The following is a 20514-nucleotide window of genomic DNA, read 5'->3' as shown; positions in this document are numbered from 1 at the left end:
AAGTTCCTTGGAATCAAAAAATAAGTTTGAAAATTGTGTGAAACTTTCGTACTCTAAGCCTAACAAATATAAGTGTTGTTTTAACAACCTATTTATAAATTTGCTTTCCGAGTAGCCCCTGATTAGGGGCTTTTTTTTTAGGCTTTGAAATAGTCTAATAACGGTGTTGGATTTTCGATATATTGTGTCAAATCTCTGTTTTCTGGGTGGCCGATATAAGGAATTTGTCCAAGCAATGGTGCATCAATTTGTTTGGCAAGTAATTCGACTAATTTCGTATAATGACGTAAACCAGGATTGATACGATTTGCAACCCAACCTAGCAATGGTACCCCGCGCGCTTTTATCGCTTCTGCAGTAAGCAAAGCATGGTTTACGCAACCTTCTTTTATTCCAACTACTAATACAACCGGCATTTGATTTTTTTCTACCCAATCAGCAAAACTAAACTGTTTTTTGATTGGTGTTAACCAGCCATAAGTGCCTTCAACCAAAACATTTTGATAATTCTCTTTTAAGCGTGCGAGATCACTATCTAATTTTTCAACTTGAATGCGACGAACCGCATCCAATGCAGCAAACACAGGCGTGCTTGAATGTTTGAAGGTATAACTATTGATTTCTTGATATGACACAGGCTGTGTGCAGCTATTGAGTAGTATTAGCACGTCAGAGTTATCTTCGCTAGCATAATCATTATAAATAGGATCGGTCGGGAGTTCGTCATCTCCACCACAAGCGATGGGTTTATAAGGCACGATTTTATATTGCTGTTGTTGTAAAACTTGCAATAAGGCACGGGAAACGATGGTTTTTCCAACATCGGTATCGGTGCCTGTGATGAATAGCGCAGGCATAATTTGTCCTTTTTTTGTTCAAAGCTACGCTAGTCTAGCGGATTTTTTAAAGAGAGATCCTGTCCTTGATCAAATTTCCTTCATAAATTCCCTGTTTAATCGCACTACAGGCAATAAAAGGGCTATCCCATTCTAATAAACTGGTTACTAAATTTAATGGTGAAAGCCTAATACCATAATCAGCTAATTTTTGGGTAAGTTGTTCAAATAGCATGTCTTTAACAGGAAGTAGCGGGGAATTCAGCATAATTTTTTCACTAGAGAAAATGCTGAGCAGGTTCATTAACAGATGTGCTAAATGGCTAGTGACATGCTCTAAGATAGCCAATGCGGCTGGATTCACTTGCTCAATCTGTTGGCATAAGAATACAATTTTTTCCTCAACTTGCGTGAGCGTATTTGGTAAATAGCGGTCTATTAAAAATGCAAGTGCAGGGAAAGTGAGTTGATCTGCGATTTGATATCGTTGCGCTTGTGGATGCGTTTTTTGCATGTAGGCTGCGACTTCATCACTCATTGGCCCAAAAGAAGGGGTTAATAAGTGATTGATGTTCATATCTACATTTTTATGTAACAAGCTGCCATTAACCATCACGCCAAGTCTTAGCGTGTCGCCATGTTGTAAAAAAAGCACATTCTGATGGCTAATCAATCTACCGAGTTTTGATTCGGTAAGGAGCCAAAGTTGGAAGTGCTCATTGAGTAGAATGGGTTGAGTAAACTGTCCTTTTAGCGCATTAACAATTGCGCATTGCAAGGCTGAATTACCTAATTGGACAATGTCTGTTTTTTTGGCATTGATGCGGCCGATCACACTAACGGAAACTGCCAATAAACGTGCATCGACAAGCGGTCGTTTTTGCTCAAAATTTTGCAAAAAGCTAAGAATTTTTTCATCTAGGGCAGGATAATCTTCGGCAGAAACGGTATAATTTTGTGAATAAATTGTGGTTCCATTTAATTCACAGAGTGAAATTTCTACCTTGTTAGGAGAAACAATAATGGAAAGAAGTTGCCAATAAAAAGGTGAGATAGCAAGTCCAACTGCTGGGCGCCCTCGTGTCGTATGATTTTGAACAGTGCGTTCAAGAATAAATTGCTGATCAATTAACGACTTAGTGAGATTTGTAATTGAGGCTGGCGCAAAACCAGAAAGCTTCGCGAGATCTGTTCGAGAGATGAGTTCGAATTGTTCAACCAGATGATAAATTTTGCCAAGATGTTGCAGGCGGTTTTCAGACATCATAACATCCCCTTTATCCTTACTCAAAAAATCACTCCAGTCCTTTGAGCATTTTGCTCCAGAGTGGCTAAAGGATTCAATGAGTTTATACTTAGATTGTGATCTGCATCACATTATTTATTTCAAAACATAAAAAAATTAGTGAGAAAGTAATGGCTATACCTTATCTTTGGGTTGATTCCAATGAAAAATTACGTGAAGTTTGTGAAGCTGCTCGGCAAAAAAAAGTAGTAGCATTAGATACTGAGTTTATTCGCATTCGTACCTTTTACCCGCAACTAGGCTTGATTCAGTTATTTGATGGGCAAACCGTTAGTTTAATTGACCCGAAAAAAATCCAAGATTTTTCAGCATTTTGCCATTTGTTAGCCGATGAACAGGTGATTAAAGTACTGCATGCTTGTAGCGAAGATCTAGAGGTGTTTCAACATCGCTTTCAGCAACTGCCAACGCCAATGATAGATACTCAAATTATGGCAGGATTTTTAGGGCTGGGAGCCTCTATTGGATTTGCTAAGTTAGTGGCACATTATCTTGAGATTGAGTTAGATAAAGGAGCATCCCGTACGGATTGGCTAGCACGCCCATTAAGCGAAGTCCAACTTGATTATGCGGCTGCAGACGTTTGGTATCTCTTACCCATTTATCAAAAAATGCAAGAAGCTATGCAAGAAAATCGTTGGATGCCAGCGGTAAGAGAAGAGTGCGAACAATTATTGCAGAAACGTCAGAAAACAGTTAATCCAAATAAAGCCTATCTCGATATTAGCCAAGCATGGCAGTTAACGCCTCAACAATTAGCTGTTCTACAAGTATTAGCAAAATGGCGCCTAGAAGAAGCGCAAAAACGTGATTTAGCACTAAATTTTGTGGTGAAAGAGCAGAGCCTATTTGAAATCGCCAAAACGCAGCCTAAGCATACTTCTGAGCTACTGAACTTTATGCATCCGAATGAAGTCCGTATTCATGGCAAAAAATTGCTTTGGTTAGTAGAGCAAGGACAAGCGGTTCCTCAAGAGAATTATCCTGAAAAGATTAACCGTTTATTTGATGAAGTTGGTTACAAACAAAATTTAAAAGCGATGCAGCAAAAATTAGCAGAAATTCGACCGCTTGATCTGCCAGCTGAGCTGCTTGCTAGCAAACGACAACTTAATCAATTATTTAAATGGCATCGTCAAGGTCGCCCACAAACTAATTTACCGGAACTTATGCAAGGCTGGCGAGCTAACTTTGGGCAGTTAATTGCAGAAGTGTTGGCTTAGACTTTATTTATATGGTTAAAAAAGATAGAATTCATTAGAACATTATTCTAAAAAGGCAAAAAAATGGAAAATAAAAAACTGCCAAAAGCACTTGATGCAATTGACTTTAAAATTTTAAATGAACTACAACGTAACGGAAAAATTTCTAATATTGAGCTTTCTAAACGTGTTGGGTTATCGCCTACACCTTGTTTAGAGCGGGTTAAACGTTTAGAAAAACAAAATGTTATTATGGGTTATCGCGCTTTGCTAAACCCAGAATTACTAGAAGCACCACTTTTGGTGATTGTTGAAATTACCTTAGTCAGAGGCCGTCCAGATGTGTTTGAAGAATTTAACAATGCTGTTCAGCAATTAGATGAAATTCAAGAATGTCATTTGGTTTCAGGGGATTTTGATTATTTACTGAAAACCCGTGTAGCAGATATGGCGGCTTATCGTAAATTACTGGGTACCACTTTATTACGTTTGCCGGGGGTGAATGACACACGCACTTATGTCGTCATGGAAGAGGTCAAACAGACAAACTATCTCCTGTTAAAATAAGGAAGGATTGTGATTAAATCATCAAACGGAAAGCAAAAATTCATTGATCTGATGCTTATTATAAGCGGGATCTTCGGCATTTATTTAATTGTTGCTTGGGCAAGTTATAGCCCGTTAGATAATGCATGGTCAGTTGCAAGTACGGTAACTGAAAATACCACACTGAATAAAACCGGCGCTTTTGGTGCATGGTGGATTGATCTACTTTATGCCTTTTTTGGAAAAGTGGCATGGTTAGTTCCTTTTTCACTAACTGCGGTTTCGCTCTATTTATTAGTGTTGCGCTTAGGAAGTCAATTAACCTATAAAAAAGTTACGCTCTATTTTATGAGTTTTTTACTCTTTATGGTCGGGTTAAGTGGATTGATGAGCGTATTGCTTTCTCATTCACCTTATTACCTTGCAGGCGGTTTTATTGGCGGGATGTGGCAGACTTATTTAGGTGAGTCATTGGGGCAATTTGCAGCACTATTATTGGCAATGGTGTGTACTGCATTAGGCTTTTATTTCTGTTCAGGGCAAACGGTGATCCCATTGCTTACCTCATTTTATGAGTGGTTAACGGTAAAAGATGCGCCGAAAATAACAAAGGCTGAAGTAACAGAAAATAATGAGAGTCATCTAGCAGAAACTGATACTCCTTTTACTTCAATGCCATCGGTGTCTACTGAACAAGCTGAGGATGAAATTCCTGATCTATCAAGCTCACCAGCATTAACCGATGTTTCTGTATTTAGACGTCCTAATATTACTGGATTATCGTCAACTCAGCCGCAAACTGCGAATGCTGAGCAAGACTCCCCATTGCATAGCGAACATGTAATGACGAACTTAACTGATCCCGCAATGTTTAAAGTGGAAAGTGAAGTTAAATTACCGAAAGTAAATGTGCAAGGCTTTACGCCAGGCAGTTTGCCTACAATGGAAGACGCGCCAACTTTATCGCAAGCGGATGAAGTTTATGAACCTTTTGATGTTTCATTACCAACAGTAAAATTAGCAAATTACGCTGAACAAGATGACGTATCAGAAACACCGGCTATATCAGAAACTTTTGAAGTGGAAGTAGAGGCAGAACCTTCACATGAAATGAGTATTTCATTGATTGATCAAGAAGTAAAAGCACCAGCATTTATTCAAGAAAGCAGCCCGCTCTCTTCACGACCTGTGGTGCGCATGAAACCATTTGAAGAAGTGGCAATTCAATCTGAAACTGAAGAGAAAGATTTTGAAGCCGAACGAGCAAGGGCTTTTGAAGAGGCTGAAAAGCAGCGAATGGCTGAGGTTGCTGAACGCGCTAAAACTCAAGGGCTAGATGATACCTTTGAACAAATTTGGCAAAATAATAGTGAGAAAGAGCCTGTTTTCTCACCTTCTGCTGCAACCACGGCAGAGCTTAAACCAGCGGTTCAACCAAACAAACCAGCATCAGTAGATTATCCTAAAGGATATGGCGAGACGTTAATTCATCCCTTATTACAACGTAATAAGGTAACAGAAAAACCGACTACACCGTTACCAACGTTAGATTTATTAGATAGACATCCGCCAAGTAGTCAGCGAGTTACAGAAGAAGAAATTCTTTCCACTTCACACCGTGTTGAAACAGCTTTAGCTAATTATGGTGTTAAAGCAACGGTAGAAGATGTATTGGTGGGGCCAGTCGTTACCCGCTATGAAATTAAGCCTGCCGCAGGGGTAAAAGCGGCAAAAGTGACTTCACTTGCGAGTGATTTGGCGCGTGAGTTAATGTTTAAAGCGATCCGAATTACCGAAGTGGTGCCCGGTAAACCTTATATGGGGATTGAAGCGCCGAATGCATTTCGTGAAACCGTTTGGTTGCGTGATGTATTAGATAGCGATGCTTTCCGTCATAGTGATGCAAAACTGCCAATGGCATTGGGGAAAGATATTAGTGGTCAACCAGTTGTTGTTGATATGACGAAAATGCCTCATTTATTGGTGGCTGGGCAAACAGGTGGTGGTAAATCGGTAGGCGTAAATACTATGATTTTAAGCCTGCTATTTAAACTGACTCCAGAGCAAGTTCGTTTTATTATGATTGATCCGAAAGTAGTTGAGTTATCTGTTTATAATGATATTCCACACTTGCTGACGCCAGTCGTGACGGATATGAAAAAAGCTGCAAATGCTTTGCGTTGGGCAGTGGAAGAGATGGAAAGACGTTATCAGTTAATCAGCTATTTACAGGTTCGTAATATTGAGGGTTATAACGCGAAAATTGATCAAGCAACGGAAATGGGGATGCCGATTGCAAACCCAGCTTGGAGACCGGGTGATAGTATGGATGCCATGCCACCAGCGTTAGAAAAACTTAGCTATATTGTTTTAATTGTAGATGAGTTTGCTGACTTGATGATGAGTGCGGGTAAAGAAGTTGAAGAACATATTATGCGCATCGCACAAAAAGCGCGAGCGGTGGGAATTCACTTAATTCTTGCAACTCAACGCCCTTCAACGGATGTGATTACAGGGGTTATTAAGGCTAATATTCCAAGCCGAATTGCGTTTACTGTTGCAACGCAAATTGACTCCCGTACGATTTTAGATGCTGGCGGCGCAGAATCACTACTTGGTCGAGGAGATATGCTTTATTCCGCTTCGGGAAGCCCTGAGATCTTGCGTGTACATGGTGCCTTTATGGATGACAACGAAGTTATCCGCGTGGCAGATAACTGGCGCGCGAGAGGTAAACCAAATTATCTTGATAGTATTGTTGAGTCTGCAGAAGAAGAGGTTGCCAATAATGGCGATACAAGTGGTATGCTGTTAGATTCACGCTTTGATGAAGTGGCAGAATTCGTGATCGAAAGTGGAGTAACTTCTATTAGCGGTATTCAGCGCCGCTTTGGCTTAGGTTTTAACCGTGCAGCAAAAATTATCGACCAAATGGAAGCACAAGGTATGATTTCTGAGCCAGGTAAGAACGGCAAACGTGAAGTGCTAGCAAGATAGTTGCTCTCACAAGCGGTCGAGTTTTCGCATAATTTTGCAAAAGATGGCGTAAATTCGACCGCTTTCGTTTATTCTTCCCGAATTAAGGATAGGCGATAGCCAGATATTCAGATAGAATAATTCACAATATAAAAAAACATAAATAAGGAAAACACAATGTCTTATAAAAATAAAAACGATGATCTTCGGATTACTAAAATTGAAGAGCTTTTGCCTCCGGTAGCGCTATTAGAACGCTTTCCAGCAAGTGAGGTTGCGGCTAGAACTGTAGAGAAAACACGCCGTGCAATTCATCATATTATTCATGGAACAGACGATCGCTTGTTAGTGGTTATTGGGCCATGTTCAATTCATGACCCCAAAGCCGCGTTAGAATATGCACAAAAAATTAAAGCTATACGTGATAACCCAAGAATTAGTGAGAACTTAGAAGTCGTGATGCGAGTGTATTTTGAGAAGCCACGTACAACCGTAGGTTGGAAAGGTTTGATCAACGATCCGCATTTAGATGAAAGCTATGCTTTAAATGATGGCTTACGGATTGGTCGCAAAGTGTTATCTGATATTAACGATTTAACCGTGCCAGCAGCAGGTGAATTCTTAGATATGATTACGCCACAATATATGGCTGATTTTATGAGTTGGGGCGCAATTGGTGCCCGTACAACAGAATCACAAGTTCATCGTGAATTAGCTTCAGGGTTATCTTGTGCTGTAGGCTTTAAAAATGGTACCAACGGTGGGGTGAAAATTGCATTAGATGCAATTGCTTCAGCAGAATCTCAACATCATTTTTTATCGGTAACGAAATTTGGCCATTCAGCGATTGTAACCACAGCAGGAAACCCAGACTGCCATATTATTTTACGTGGTGGCGATAATGGTACGAATTATGATGCAGAATCTGTAGCGAAAGTCTGTGAAAGTATTGCGAAAGCAGGCAGACGACCTCATGTGATGGTGGATTTCAGCCATGCAAATAGCCAAAAACAATTTAAACGCCAGATGGATGTTTGCGCAGATGTTTGCGCACAAATTGCAGGCGGTTCAGACTATATTTCTGGTGTGATGATCGAAAGTCACTTAGTTGAAGGTCGCCAAGATCTGAAAGCAGGTCAAACACTTGCAGATTTAGTTTATGGACAAAGCATTACCGATGCATGTATTGGTTGGGAAGATAGCGAAAAAGCATTATTTGCCTTAGCTGATGCTGTAGCAGAACGTCGTAAGAAACGTGCCGAGTAATTTAGATTTAATAGGGTGGGAAGTTCCCACCTTTTATTTTTATGGTGTGGTAGCACCCAATAGGAAAAAAATATGACTCAAACCATTCTCGCGCTAGATACCGCAACAGAAGCTTGTTCGGTTGCGTTAACGCATTTAGGCAAAGTGACGCATTTAGACGAACTTAGCCCACGTACTCATACTCAGCGCATTTTGCCGATGATTGATGAATTATTAGCAAAAGCAAATATTTCGTTACAAGAGGTTGATTATTTAGCCTTTGGGCGCGGGCCTGGGAGTTTTACTGGCGTTCGTGTTGGCATTGGTGTCGCACAAGGTTTAGCCTTTGGAGCTGAATTACAGGTGTTAGCGATTTCCAATTTAATGGCAATGGCAGAGCAAGCTTATCAAACAGAAGGGGCTACCAATGTTATTGCTTTAATTGATGCCAGAATGAATGAAGTTTATTTCGCGCAATATCAACGAACCGAACAAGGCTGGCAAGAACTTGTACCAGAACAAGTTTGCGCACCTGAAAAAGCGATTGAACAATTTATGTTAGAGGAAAATCCTACCGTTGTGGGTACGGGCTGGCAGGCTTATTCGCAATTTTCTGAAGAAAAACGACCGCTTGTCGTCAGTGAAATTACACTACCTTCAGCGCAATATATGCTTGAGCTAGCTAAAATTGCTATCGCCCAAGGTAAAGTACAACAAGCGATGGAGATTGAACCCGTCTATTTGCGTAATGAAGTAACTTGGCAAAAATTGCCACATAAGCAGTAATTTAGAAATGAGCGAAGGACAAGTTTTTTAAATTAAGGATAAGGCTAAATGAAGAAGTTATTAGGGCTATTGTGTTTCTGCTTATGGGGCTGTAAACCGGCACCGATTGTGCCAGTGAAAGAACAAATTATGGTAAATAACACGTCAATTACTGTGATTTCCCCAGAAAATATGATACCAGCTGATTTAAATGAGCCAGAATTGAAAGCGTGGTTAGATGAACGTCCATCTATGGCAAATACAATCGTTAAGCTTTATTTTCAACCTGATCAGAGATGCTTCCAAAGGGGACAAGGCAGACCAGGATACCAAAGTTGTTATTCAGTTATCGAAAAAGATTGCCGCCTAGAGAGTGTGGATTTTTATAATAAACAACTGGCTGAAATGGCATTACATAGTCGGAAATTGTATATTCACCAATACTTTCAGACGCTGAAAAATGAAATAGCTAAAGCACGCCCATCTCAAGTCACGTTTAACTTGTTAGCAGAAAGCGACAATCATATTGTTTATGAGGAAAAAATAGGTGCGTATGGAAGACCTAAGATTATGGCTACGCTTGCTTTAAATGATTTGTTATTTAATGCAATATGCCAAGATTACTCTGTACCGACTATGGTAAGAGGGAGTGCTTGGGAAAAAATGCAAACCATTTCTTGGGTAAATGCTTTAGTTAAAGAAAATTCCCCAACAGAAACTCCAAAACAGTAAATGTTGAGTGTTTATCTTTATCTTTCTTAGAAATCAGATTGAGCTTTCTCATATAAAGCGCTAGAATTTAGCCGAATTAGTCGGGGTGCGCATTGTCGCTGAGATGATACCCGTGAACCTGAAGCAGTTAATACTGACGTAGGAAACTAACATGCCAATCTTTCATTTTTCTTTTCTATCTACTTACTTTGCTTGTTTACCCTCTACGAGATTCAGTGTTATTGCCATTATTTTGGACACCGAATAAAAGGAGGGAAATATGTCTATTCGGCAAACCAATAATCTAACTCAAGTGGCATCAGCTACTATGATTGGCACAGCTATTGAATATTTTGATAATTATATTTATGCCATGGCTGCGGTATTGGTATTTAATCATCAATTTTTTCATCAAGCAGATCCGCTTTCCAACCAAATTGCTGCACTATCCACACTTGCACTCACTTTCGTTGCTCGCCCATTAGGTGCGTTAATTTTCGGGCATTTTGGAGATAAATTCGGACGAAAAAATACCTTCGTGATGTCACTGTTATTGATGGGCTTTGCAACGATTTCCATCGGTTTATTACCTACTTACGAGCAAATTGGTATTTACACAACCATACTGCTTTGCTTGTGTAGAATTGGACAAGGCATTGGATTAGGCGGAGAGTGGGGAGGTGCTGCGTTAGTGGCGATTGAAAACGCCCCACAAGGAAAACGCGGTTGGTATGGCACATTCCCGCAACTAGGCGCGCCATTAGGATTATTATTAGCAAATGGCGCTTTTTTGCTGGTAGGCATGTGGGCAGGGCAAAGTAATTTAGTTGAATGGGCTTGGCGTATTCCATTTTTAAGCTCAATCGTGTTAGTTGCCATAGGCTTGTATGTCCGCTTGAAATTAACTGAAGCACCGATCTTTCTTGCTGCGTTAATCCAAAAACAACCGACACGAATCCCGATGATGACGGTTTTGACCAGCCATTTTAGACCATTTATGCTTGGCATGTTTGCTTGTATGGCAGGCTATGTGTTGTTCTATATTATGATCGCATTTAGTCAAATCTATGCAAAATCTGCACCAACCATTTCAGAAGCGGGTTTTAAAATGGGGCTAGGATTTTCGCCTCAATTATTTACTGCATTGTTAATGGCAAGTGCATTTTCATTAGCGGCTACGATCTATTTATCCGGTAAATATATTGACCGCATTGGGCGTCGTATTTGGATGATTTGGACAACCGTCGGTGTAGCTGTATTTGGTTTAGCTTTACCATGTTTCCTAGAAAATGGCAGTGCTGTTAGCCTATTCTGGTTTTTAATTATTGGCATGGGGTTAATTGGTTTAGGTTATGCACCGCTAGCAAGTTTCTTGCCAGAACTATTCCCCACACACGCCCGATATTCTGGCGCATCGCTAACGTATAACTGTGCAGGACTTTTAAGTGCGAGCGTGGCAACAATCATTACTTTACCGCTAAATGCACATTATGGATTGAAAGGAGTTGGACTTTATTTAGCTGCTAACGCAGTATTGAGTTTGATAGGCTTATGGTTTATGCAAGAAACTAAAGATGTGGAATTAGCGTAATTAGTTCTAAAAAATACAAGCGGTCATATTTGTAAAAAGTTTTGCAAATATGACCGCTTGTTTTATTAACAGGATTATTCTACCCAATGTTTTTTCTTGGTGGTTTTACCAATTCCTGGGTTGAAGCTATTGGTTGGGTCGAGTACTTTATAGAATTTACGCAATTCTGGTTTAGCTTCATAAAGGTGCCCTACGTTGTGTTCTGCTGGATATTGTGCGCCACGTTGGTCAAGCAATTTGAGCATGTCATGCTCTAGGGCTTCACAATCGTAGCCTTTTTTCACAATATAATCTTGGTGGAACACATGGCACATAAAGTGACCGTAATAGAGCTTATGGCTAATTTTGTTATCAATTTCTGGCGGAAGAACTTCAAACCATTCATTATCATTACGGCGAAGCGCAACGTCTAATGCCACGATTTCTTCCACTTCTTTTTCATGAATAGCGCGATAGCGAATTGCTGCACTTGCAACTGCGAAACGATGCAACATGGCTGCTTGGGTTTCTTCGGCGTTACATTCAAAATATCCGCCTTTAGTGGCATCACTAAAATAAGTTTTTAAGAATTCACGCGCTTCTTGTACGCCTTTTCCTCCCATTTTCACGATTAAATGGTGTTCATATTTATCGCGATATGTCCACAAGCTTTTTGGCAGATGTTCTGGCATCGCTTTTGATAAGAGTTGCATAAATTTATCGCTTAAATGGTGTGGTAAGAACGAGAATTTTTTCGCAATACGATCAACATTAGCTTTCAATGCAAAGAGTTTCGGTAACCAGTGTGTACCGAATTTTTTAATCACCCAGAAGGTATCTTTTCCATAACGTGCTGCCACATCAAAAGCATCACGATGAATGTATTCGCCTGAAATCGGTAGCACTTCAAAATTGGCTAACATATGGCGGCGAATGTCGTTAAGTGTTTGAATTTGGTTTGTGCCGATGTAGAACACCGCCGTATTTTTCTCTAATGGGAAAGTATCTAAACGCACGGCAAAAACAGCCAGTTTTCCTGCAGAACCGGATGATTCATAGTGACGACTTGGGTCTGCATTAAAGCGCGCAGGGCTATCTTCATCTACTTTACGAACATGGTTACAATAATGATGGTCGTGACCTTTTCCGCAATCTCTTTGGATATCTTTGCGTTGATAGTGGTGACCTTGTAAGTTCGTTAAAATTTCTTCTGGGGTTTCGCCTAAATCAATACCTAAATGGTTTTTAAGTTCTAATTCACCATTTTCATTTAATTGAGCAAAAAGTGCCATTTCGGTATAAGCTGGCCCACGTTGTACTAAAGCCCCGCCAGAGTTATTACAAATCCCACCGATAACGGAAGCACCAATACAAGAAGAACCAATAACTGAGTGAGGCTCTCTTTCATGCGGTTTTAATAAATTTTCTAATTCATTGAGGGTTGAGCCTGGGAAACAGACAACTTGTTCGGCATCGTTAATGAGTTGAATGTCTTTCATTAACATGGTGTTGATGATAACAATATCACGATCATAATCGTTCCCGCTAGGCGTTGAACCCCCTGTTAAGCCCGTATTTGCAGCTTGGTTAATTACAATCACATCATGCGCCACACAGGCTTTTAGCACGTTCCAGAATTCTAATAATGTAGCAGGTCTCACAACCGCAATCGCGTTACCTGTGCCAAAACGATAACCACTGCGATAAGCCTCATTTTTTGCCGCATCCGTAATAATATGTGCGTGACCGACAATGTCGGTTAATTGAGAAATAAGTTGTTGGGTTGACATAATAAATCGCCCTTTGTTTGAGTTGGGTTAGAAAATCAAGCAGTTATGCTAACAAAATCAAGAATTAAAAAATGTGAGATGAATCACACAATCAATAAAAAATAAATAAAAGTAAAACCGTGATTTTTGCAAAAACGCCATGAAATTCGACCGCTTTCGCTTTAAAAAAGCGTGATTCTCTACTACAATCCTGAGCCTAAGAAAAATAAAAAGGACACATTATGCAATTTATCAACATCGCAAATGAGGGCGTAAAATCGCTTTCTCCATACCAAGCCGGCAAACCAATTGAAGAATTAGAACGAGAGCTTGGCATTTCTAACATCATTAAACTCGCTTCAAACGAAAATCCGTTTGGCTTTCCTGAAAGCGCTAAACAAGCGATTATGAGTCAATTAAATGATCTTACTCGTTACCCTGATGCCAATGGCTTTGAATTGAAAAAGACGATTGCGCAAAAATTTCATATTGAACCTAATCAAATCACATTGGGTAATGGATCAAATGATTTATTAGAATTATTTGCTCATACTTTTGCTAGCGAACAAGATGAAGTGATTTATTCGCAATATGCCTTTATTGTTTATCCATTAGTCACTAAAGCAATCAATGCAACTGCGCGCGAAATCCCAGCTAAAAACTGGGGGCATAACTTAAACGGTTTTCTAGCTGCGATTAACGAGAAAACCAAACTGATATTTATCGCCAACCCCAATAATCCAACTGGGAATTTTTTAACGCATGCTGAGCTAGATGCTTTTTTAGCACAGGTGCCATCACATATTATTGTGGTATTAGATGAAGCTTATACCGAATTTACCGCACCTACTGAGCGGGTAGATAGTTTTGCGTTATTAGCGAAATATCCCAATTTAATCGTTTCACGCTCGCTTTCCAAAGCATATGGCTTAGCTGGATTGCGCATTGGTTATGCGGTTTCAAATGCTGAAATTGCAGACTTATTGAACCGCGTGCGTCAACCGTTTAACTGCAATAGTCTAGCCTTAGCTTCTGCGATTGCCGTGTTAAATGATGATGCTTTTGTTGCTAAAGTCGCTACCAATAATCGCCAAGAGATGCAGCGTTATGAAGCATTTTGTCAACAATACCAATTAGATTATATTCCCTCGAAAGGTAATTTTATTACCATTGATTTTAAACGTCCTGCGCAGCCGATTTATGATGCGTTATTGCATGAAGGCGTGATTGTTCGTCCGATTTCAGGTTATGGTATGCCGAATCATTTGCGCATTAGTATTGGCTTGCCAGAAGAAAATAGTCGTCTGTTTGAAGCATTACGCAAAGTGTTAAACCTACAATAATTTAAGCGAGAGAAAAGATGGAAAAAATCACTTTAAATCCTATTTTGCGTGTAGAAGGCGAGATTAACTTACCTGGTTCAAAAAGCTTATCTAACCGTGCTTTGTTATTGGCAGCATTAGCACATGGCACAACGGAAGTCACCAATTTATTAGACAGTGATGATATTCGCCATATGCTAAATGCGTTGAAATCTTTAGGAGTGAGTTATGAACTATCCTCAGATAAAACCGTATGCACAATAACAGGCGTTGGCGGTGCCTTTAATTGGCAAAATGGGCTTTCACTTTTCCTAGGGAATGCAGGCACTGCCATGCGCCCGTTAGCGGCTGCACTTTGCTTAAAAGGACAACAAGAGGCAGAGGTTGTTTTAACAGGCGAACCTCGCATGAAAGAGCGTCCAATTAAGCATTTGGTTGATGCTTTAATTCAAGTTGGCGCAAATGTGCAATATCTTGAACAAGAAGGGTATCCACCGCTCGCAATCCGAAATACGGGGTTACAAGGCGGCAAAGTGCAAATTGACGGCTCAATTTCCAGTCAATTTTTAACGGCACTATTGATGGCGGCCCCACTTGCTGAAGGCGATATGGAAATTCAGATTATGGGCGAGCTAGTTTCAAAACCTTACATTGATATCACCTTGGCGATGATGAAAGATTTTGGTGTGACAGTAGAAAACCAAAATTATCAAACCTTTATTGTAAAGGGCAATCAATCTTATATTTCACCTAAGCGTTATTTAGTGGAAGGGGATGCTTCTTCTGCTTCTTATTTTTTAGCCGCAGGTGCTATTAAAGGAAAAGTAAAAGTTACAGGAATTGGTAAAAATTCAATTCAAGGTGACCGCTTGTTTGCCGATGTATTAGAGAAAATGGGCGCAAAAATCACTTGGGGTGAGGATTTTATTCAAGCAGAACAAGCACCATTGCATGGTGTAGATATGGATATGAATCATATTCCAGATGCAGCAATGACTATTGCAACAACAGCATTGTTTGCCGAAGGTGAAACGGTAATTCGCAACATTTATAACTGGCGGGTAAAAGAAACCGACCGTTTAAGTGCGATGGCAACCGAGCTTCGTAAAATCGGTGCAGAAGTTGAAGAAGGCGAGGATTTCATTCGTATTCAACCTTTGGCATTAGCGCAATTCCAAGCAGCGGAAATTGCGACTTATAACGATCACCGAATGGCGATGTGTTTCTCGCTAATTGCATTGTCAAATACGCCCGTGACAATTCTTGATCCGAAATGTACCGCCAAAACATTTCCAACCTATTTTTCTGAGTTCGAAAAGTTATCGATTCGTGCTTAGAGAATAAACAAGCGGTATTTTTTAGGGATTTTTTACAAAATTGCTTGCAAAAGCAGAAGTTTTCTCTATAATACCGCACATCAGACGCGGGGTGGAGCAGCTTGGTAGCTCGTCGGGCTCATAACCCGAAGGTCGTTGGTTCAAATCCGGCCCCCGCAACCAGTTTTATCAGCTCACATTCCGGTTATGGTCTGTGAGCTTTGTTTTATTATGTACTGCAAATTTGCAAAAAACAGAATAAAACAGACCGCTTGTAGAAAGTAATTTTCAATTAAGCGGGCGATACCTTAAATTCGTATCATAAAGAGCTGGTAAGGCTCTTTTTTTATATCTGGAGAAAAATTTTGGCTACATTAGAACAAAAGCTTACTGAGCTGACTCAAGATACCATTGAAGCAATGGGGTGTGAGCTAGTCGGCATCGAATGCCAACGTGCAGGGCGTTATTTAACTGTACGTATTTTTATTGATAAAGACGGTGGCGTGACTATTGATGATTGTAGTGATGTTAGTCGTCAAATTAGCGCTATTTTTGACGTAGAAGATCCAATTGCTGATAAATATAATTTAGAAGTGTCTTCACCAGGTTTAGACCGTCCATTATTTAACTTAGCGCATTATCAACGTTTTATCGGACGTGAGGCTGTTATTCATCTTCGTATTCCGATGTTCGATCGCCGTAAATGGCAAGGAAAAATCGAACAAGTTGAAGGCGATTTTATTACTTTATTAGTGGATAACGAACCGTGCCAATTTGCTTTCGGTAATATTCAAAAGGCTAACTTAGTGCCAGTATTTGATTTTTAAATTTAATTATCTAAGAGACATTTTCAATGAGTAAAGAAATTTTGTTAGCCGCTGAAGCGGTTTCAAACGAGAAACAATTACCAAAAGAAGCTATTTTCGAGGCATTGGAAACAGCTTTAACTATCGCAACCAAGAAAACTCACGAATTAGATATTGATATTCGTGTTGTAGTTGATCGTAAAACAGGTGATTTCACAACTTTCCGTCGCTGGTTAGTCGTAGAACAAGTTCATAACATGACCCGTGAAATTAGCTTAGAAGCAGCACAATTTGAAGATCCAAATGTGCAATTAGGTGATGTGGTTGAAGACGAAGTAGAATCAATTGAGTTCGGTCGTGTTGCAATTCAAACTTTTGGTCAAGTGGTAAAAACCAAAATCCGCGAAGCTGAAAAATGCAAAATCATCAACGAATTCCGTCCAGATGAAGGCAAGATCATCAGTGCAACGGTTAAAAAAGTAACCCGTGATAATATTTTCCTAGAACTACAAGGTAAGAGTGAAGATATTAAAGGTGAAGCGGTTATCGTTCGTGAAGATATGTTGCCTCGCGAAAACTTCCGCCCAGGCGACCGTGTTCGTGGTGTGCTTTATGCAATCAAACCAGAATCAAAAGGCCCACAAATTTTCTTAACGCGTTCTAAACCAGTAATGCTTGAAGAATTATTCAAACTGGAAGTGCCAGAAATTGGTGAACAGCTGATTGAAATTAAAGGTGCGGCACGTGATCCTGGTTCTCGTGCAAAAATTGCCGTGAAATCAAACGATAAACGTATCGATCCAGTTGGTGCTTGCGTAGGTATGCGTGGTTCACGTGTCCAAGCCATTAGCAATGAATTAGGTGGCGAACGTGTAGATATCGTGCTTTGGGATGATAACCCGGCACAATTTGTGATTAACGCAATGGCACCAGCGGATGTAAGCTCAATCATCATCAATGATGAAGCACATTCTATGGATATTGCGGTAGAGTCTGCAAAATTAGCACAAGCAATCGGCCGTAACGGGCAAAACGTACGTCTTGCAACACAATTAACCGGTTGGGCATTAAATGTGATGACTGTTGAAGAGTTAGAGGCGAAAAATCAAGCGGAAGATGGTAAAGTGATTAACTTATTAACTTCTGCGTTAGAAATCGATGACGAATTTGCACAAGTGTTAATTGAAGAAGGCTTTGCCTCTTTAGAAGCGATTGCCTATGTGCCGGTTGATGCACTGACTGCAATTGATGGCTTAGAAGACGAAGATTTAGTCGAAGAGTTACAAGCGCGAGCGAAAAATGCACTGACGAAAAAAGCCTTAGAAGAGGAAGAAGCGCTTAAACAAGCGGATATCGATGAAAAATTATTAAATCTTGAAGGAATGGAACGCCATATCGCGTATAAATTAGCGGAAAAAGGCATTACCAACCTTGAAGAGTTAGCTGAGCAAGGCACAGACGATTTAGCTGAGATTGAAGAATTATCAGTAGAAAAAGCAGGTGAATTGATTATGGCTGCACGTCAAATTTGCTGGTTCAGCTAGAGGAGGAATTCATATGACAGAAACAACAGAGAAAAAAACGCTTTCGTTAGGCGGTGCACGTAAAACCACTAAAGTGAGCGCAACTACTGCTGGTGGCAAAACTAAAGCGGTAGAAGTTAAAGAGAAAAAACCTAAAATTGATGCTAAAGCATTACAAGCGAAAGCAGAGCAAGAAGCAAAATTAGCGGCTGAAAAAGCGAAAGCAGAAAAAGAAGCCGCAGAAAAAGCAGCAGCTGAAGCTAAAGCAAAAGCTGAGGCTGAAAAACAAGCTGCTGAAGCAGTAAAACAGAAAGAGGCTGCGAAAAAACCAGCGGCACCAGTAATGCCAAATAGCAAACCGAAAGCGGCAGCGCCAAAAGCAGAACAACCAAAACAAGAAAAAACGGTTGATCCTGAAAAAGAAGCGAAGAAAAAAGAAGAAGCCGAACTTCGCCGTAAGCAAGAGGAATTAGCGCGCCAAAAAGCAGAAATGGAAGCTAAACGCGCAGCAGAAAACGCACGCCGTTTAGCCGAAATTGAGCGTGAAGAAGCAGTAGATAATAACGATGATTTTGAAGATGAACGTTTTACCTCTAGCTATGCGCGTGATGCAGAGCGTGACAATGACCGCCGTAGTGAAGGTAACCGTAATCGTGGTAAAGGCGGAGTAGCCAAAGCGAAAAAAGGTGGCCGTGAAGACGATAAAAATGAACGTAATGCAGATCGTCGTAACCAAAAAGATATGAAAGGTAAAGGTAAAAATGGTAAGAAAGGGGCAGCCCTTCAACAAGCCTTTACTAAACCTGTGCAAGTTGTGAAAGCGGATGTTGTGATTGGTGAAACTATCACCGTGGCTGACTTAGCTAACAAAATGGCTGTAAAAGCAACAGAAATCATCAAGCTCATGATGAAAATGGGTGAAATGGTGACTATCAACCAAGTAATTGATCAGGAAACTGCACAATTAGTAGCGGAAGAACTTGGCCACAAAGTAATTCTTCGTAAAGAAAATGAGCTTGAAGAAGCTGTATTGGAAGACCGCGATGTGGATGCTGAAAAAGTCACTCGTGCACCGGTTGTTACTATCATGGGTCACGTTGACCATGGTAAAACCTCATTACTTGACTATATCCGTAAAGCGAAAGTGGCAGCCGGCGAAGCGGGTGGTATTACCCAGCATATCGGTGCATACCACGTAGAAATGGATGACGGCAAAATGATCACCTTCTTAGATACACCGGGGCACGCTGCATTTACCTCAATGCGTGCGCGTGGTGCGAAAGCAACGGATATCGTAGTGCTTGTTGTTGCGGCAGATGATGGTGTGATGCCTCAAACTATCGAAGCGATTCAACACGCGAAAGCAGCAGGTGCGCCTTTAGTAGTAGCAGTAAACAAAATCGATAAACCAGAAGCAAACCCAGATCGCGTAGAGCAAGAATTACTTCAACATGAAGTAATTTCTGAAAAATTTGGTGGTGATGTACAATTCGTTCCAGTTTCTGCGAAGAAAGGAACAGGTATTGATGATTTATTAGATGCTATCTTACTTCAATCAGAAGTACTTGAGTTAACCGCTGTAAAAGACGGTATGGCAAGTGGTGTAGTAATTGAATCATACCTTGATAAAGGTCGCGGTCCAGTTGCAACCATTCTTGTACAATCAGGTACTTTAAACAAAGGCGATATCGTTTTATGTGGCTTTGAGTACGGTCGTGTACGTGCAATGCGTGATGAGAACGGTAAAGAAGTAGAATCTGCTGGCCCATCTATTCCTGTTGAGGTATTAGGTCTTTCAGGCGTGCCGGCAGCGGGTGATGAAGCAACCGTTGTACGTGATGAGAAAAAAGCACGTGAAGTAGCTTTATATCGTCAAGGTAAATTCCGTGAAGTCAAATTAGCGCGTCAGCAAAAAGCGAAACTAGAAAATATGTTCAGCAACATGACTGAAGGCGATGTTGCAGAGCTTAACGTTATCGTGAAAGCAGACGTACAAGGTTCGGTAGAAGCAATTTGCCAATCATTACAAGAACTTTCAACTGCAGAAGTGAAAGTGAAAGTTGTGGGTTCTGGTGTAGGTGGTATTACTGAAACTGATGCAACTTTAGCTGCGGCTTCAAATGCGATTATGGTCGGCTTTAACGTTCGTGCAGATGCTTCAGCGCGTCGTGTAATTGAAAGTGAAAATATCGACTTACGTTACTATTCAATCATTTATGAACTATTAAATGAAATTAAAGCAGCAATGAGCGGTATGCTACAACCTGAATTCAAACAAGAAATCATTGGTTTAGCTGAAGTACGTGATGTCTTCCGCCATCCGAAATTTGGTGCAATCGCGGGCTGTATGGTAACTGAAGGTGTGATCAAACGTAACAACCCAATCCGCGTATTGCGTGACAACGTGGTTATTTTTGAAGGTGAGTTAGATTCTCTCCGTCGCTTCAAAGATGACGTTTCAGAAGTCCGCAATGGTATGGAATGTGGTATCGGCGTGAAAAACTATAACGATGTTAAAGTTGGCGACCAAATCGAGGTATTCGAAGTGGTTGAAATTAAACGCTCGATTTAATTCGTAGGGCGTGTGGACTTAGTATCATACGCACAAGTAAATACCTTGA

General features: G+C 40.4%; 15 protein-coding genes, 1 tRNA gene and 1 riboswitch. Of the genes, 13 read left to right on the top strand and 3 right to left on the bottom strand.

The genetic code is table 11. The features are described from left to right. Positions 1 to 137: 137 nt before the first annotated feature. A complete protein-coding gene (gene bioD, locus HSP_RS0102180; protein WP_007524042.1) occupies positions 138 to 857 on the bottom strand; it encodes a dethiobiotin synthase in 720 nt (239 codons plus the stop codon). Between the two features lie 46 nt (positions 858 to 903). After that, complete coding sequence (locus HSP_RS0102175; protein ID WP_007524902.1) at positions 904 to 2103, bottom strand: ROK family protein; 1200 nt, start codon at positions 2101 to 2103, stop codon at positions 904 to 906. A gap of 149 nt (positions 2104 to 2252) precedes the next feature. Between HSP_RS0102175 and rnd the strand changes: the two genes are divergently transcribed. From rnd to HSP_RS0102140, 7 genes are all read left to right on the top strand, one after another. After that, positions 2253 to 3365 (top strand): ribonuclease D, encoded by a 1113-nt coding sequence (gene rnd, locus HSP_RS0102170; RefSeq protein ID WP_007525114.1) that lies wholly within the window; start codon positions 2253 to 2255, stop codon positions 3363 to 3365. A 63-nt stretch (positions 3366 to 3428) separates the two neighbouring features. Next, a complete protein-coding gene (gene lrp, locus HSP_RS0102165) occupies positions 3429 to 3911 on the top strand; it encodes a leucine-responsive transcriptional regulator Lrp (RefSeq protein WP_007524938.1) in 483 nt (160 codons plus the stop codon). Between the two features lie 51 nt (positions 3912 to 3962). Further along, on the top strand, positions 3963 to 6887 hold the full coding sequence (locus tag HSP_RS0102160) for a DNA translocase FtsK (RefSeq protein WP_050801702.1): 2925 nt from the start codon (positions 3963 to 3965) through the stop codon (positions 6885 to 6887). Between the two features lie 156 nt (positions 6888 to 7043). Then, the gene (gene aroG, locus HSP_RS0102155) at positions 7044 to 8132 is read left to right on the top strand and encodes a 3-deoxy-7-phosphoheptulonate synthase AroG (RefSeq protein WP_010128315.1); all 1089 of its coding nucleotides are present in this window, start codon (positions 7044 to 7046) and stop codon (positions 8130 to 8132) included. Between the two features lie 72 nt (positions 8133 to 8204). Then, the gene (gene tsaB, locus HSP_RS0102150) at positions 8205 to 8897 is read left to right on the top strand and encodes a tRNA (adenosine(37)-N6)-threonylcarbamoyltransferase complex dimerization subunit type 1 TsaB (protein ID WP_010128314.1); all 693 of its coding nucleotides are present in this window, start codon (positions 8205 to 8207) and stop codon (positions 8895 to 8897) included. Between the two features lie 48 nt (positions 8898 to 8945). Further along, on the top strand, positions 8946 to 9608 hold the full coding sequence (locus tag HSP_RS0102145; RefSeq protein WP_010128313.1) for a hypothetical protein: 663 nt from the start codon (positions 8946 to 8948) through the stop codon (positions 9606 to 9608). A gap of 71 nt (positions 9609 to 9679) precedes the next feature. Further along, positions 9680 to 9770: riboswitch (TPP riboswitch) on the top strand. 97 nt (positions 9771 to 9867) lie between these two features. Continuing rightward, a complete protein-coding gene (locus HSP_RS0102140; protein WP_010128312.1) occupies positions 9868 to 11178 on the top strand; it encodes an MFS transporter in 1311 nt (436 codons plus the stop codon). A gap of 74 nt (positions 11179 to 11252) precedes the next feature. Here the strand turns inward: HSP_RS0102140 and dld are convergent, their stop codons facing one another. Beyond that, complete coding sequence (gene dld / locus HSP_RS0102135; protein ID WP_007524733.1) at positions 11253 to 12947, bottom strand: D-lactate dehydrogenase; 1695 nt, start codon at positions 12945 to 12947, stop codon at positions 11253 to 11255. Positions 12948 to 13168: 221 nt separating this feature from the next. Between dld and hisC the strand changes: the two genes are divergently transcribed. The 6 genes from hisC to infB all read left to right on the top strand — a co-directional run bounded on the left by hisC (position 13169) and on the right by infB (position 20465). Then, positions 13169 to 14269 (top strand): histidinol-phosphate transaminase, encoded by a 1101-nt coding sequence (gene hisC / locus HSP_RS0102130; RefSeq protein WP_010128311.1) that lies wholly within the window; start codon positions 13169 to 13171, stop codon positions 14267 to 14269. 17 nt (positions 14270 to 14286) lie between these two features. Beyond that, positions 14287 to 15585 (top strand): 3-phosphoshikimate 1-carboxyvinyltransferase, encoded by a 1299-nt coding sequence (aroA, locus tag HSP_RS0102125; protein ID WP_010128310.1) that lies wholly within the window; start codon positions 14287 to 14289, stop codon positions 15583 to 15585. An 85-nt stretch (positions 15586 to 15670) separates the two neighbouring features. Next, positions 15671 to 15747 (top strand) — tRNA-Met (locus HSP_RS0102120). A gap of 182 nt (positions 15748 to 15929) precedes the next feature. After that, the gene (rimP, locus tag HSP_RS0102115) at positions 15930 to 16391 is read left to right on the top strand and encodes a ribosome maturation factor RimP (RefSeq protein WP_007524119.1); all 462 of its coding nucleotides are present in this window, start codon (positions 15930 to 15932) and stop codon (positions 16389 to 16391) included. Between the two features lie 26 nt (positions 16392 to 16417). Further along, complete coding sequence (gene nusA / locus HSP_RS0102110; RefSeq protein WP_007525015.1) at positions 16418 to 17914, top strand: transcription termination factor NusA; 1497 nt, start codon at positions 16418 to 16420, stop codon at positions 17912 to 17914. Between the two features lie 13 nt (positions 17915 to 17927). Further along, positions 17928 to 20465 (top strand): translation initiation factor IF-2, encoded by a 2538-nt coding sequence (gene infB / locus HSP_RS0102105; RefSeq protein WP_007525325.1) that lies wholly within the window; start codon positions 17928 to 17930, stop codon positions 20463 to 20465. Positions 20466 to 20514 lie beyond the last annotated feature (49 nt).

The sequence above is a fragment of the Haemophilus sputorum CCUG 13788 genome, from assembly GCF_000238795.1.
Lineage (GTDB): Bacteria > Pseudomonadota > Gammaproteobacteria > Enterobacterales > Pasteurellaceae > Haemophilus_A > Haemophilus_A sputorum.
Note: the sequence above shows the minus strand (reverse complement) of the source record. Positions and strands in the feature narration are given on the sequence as shown.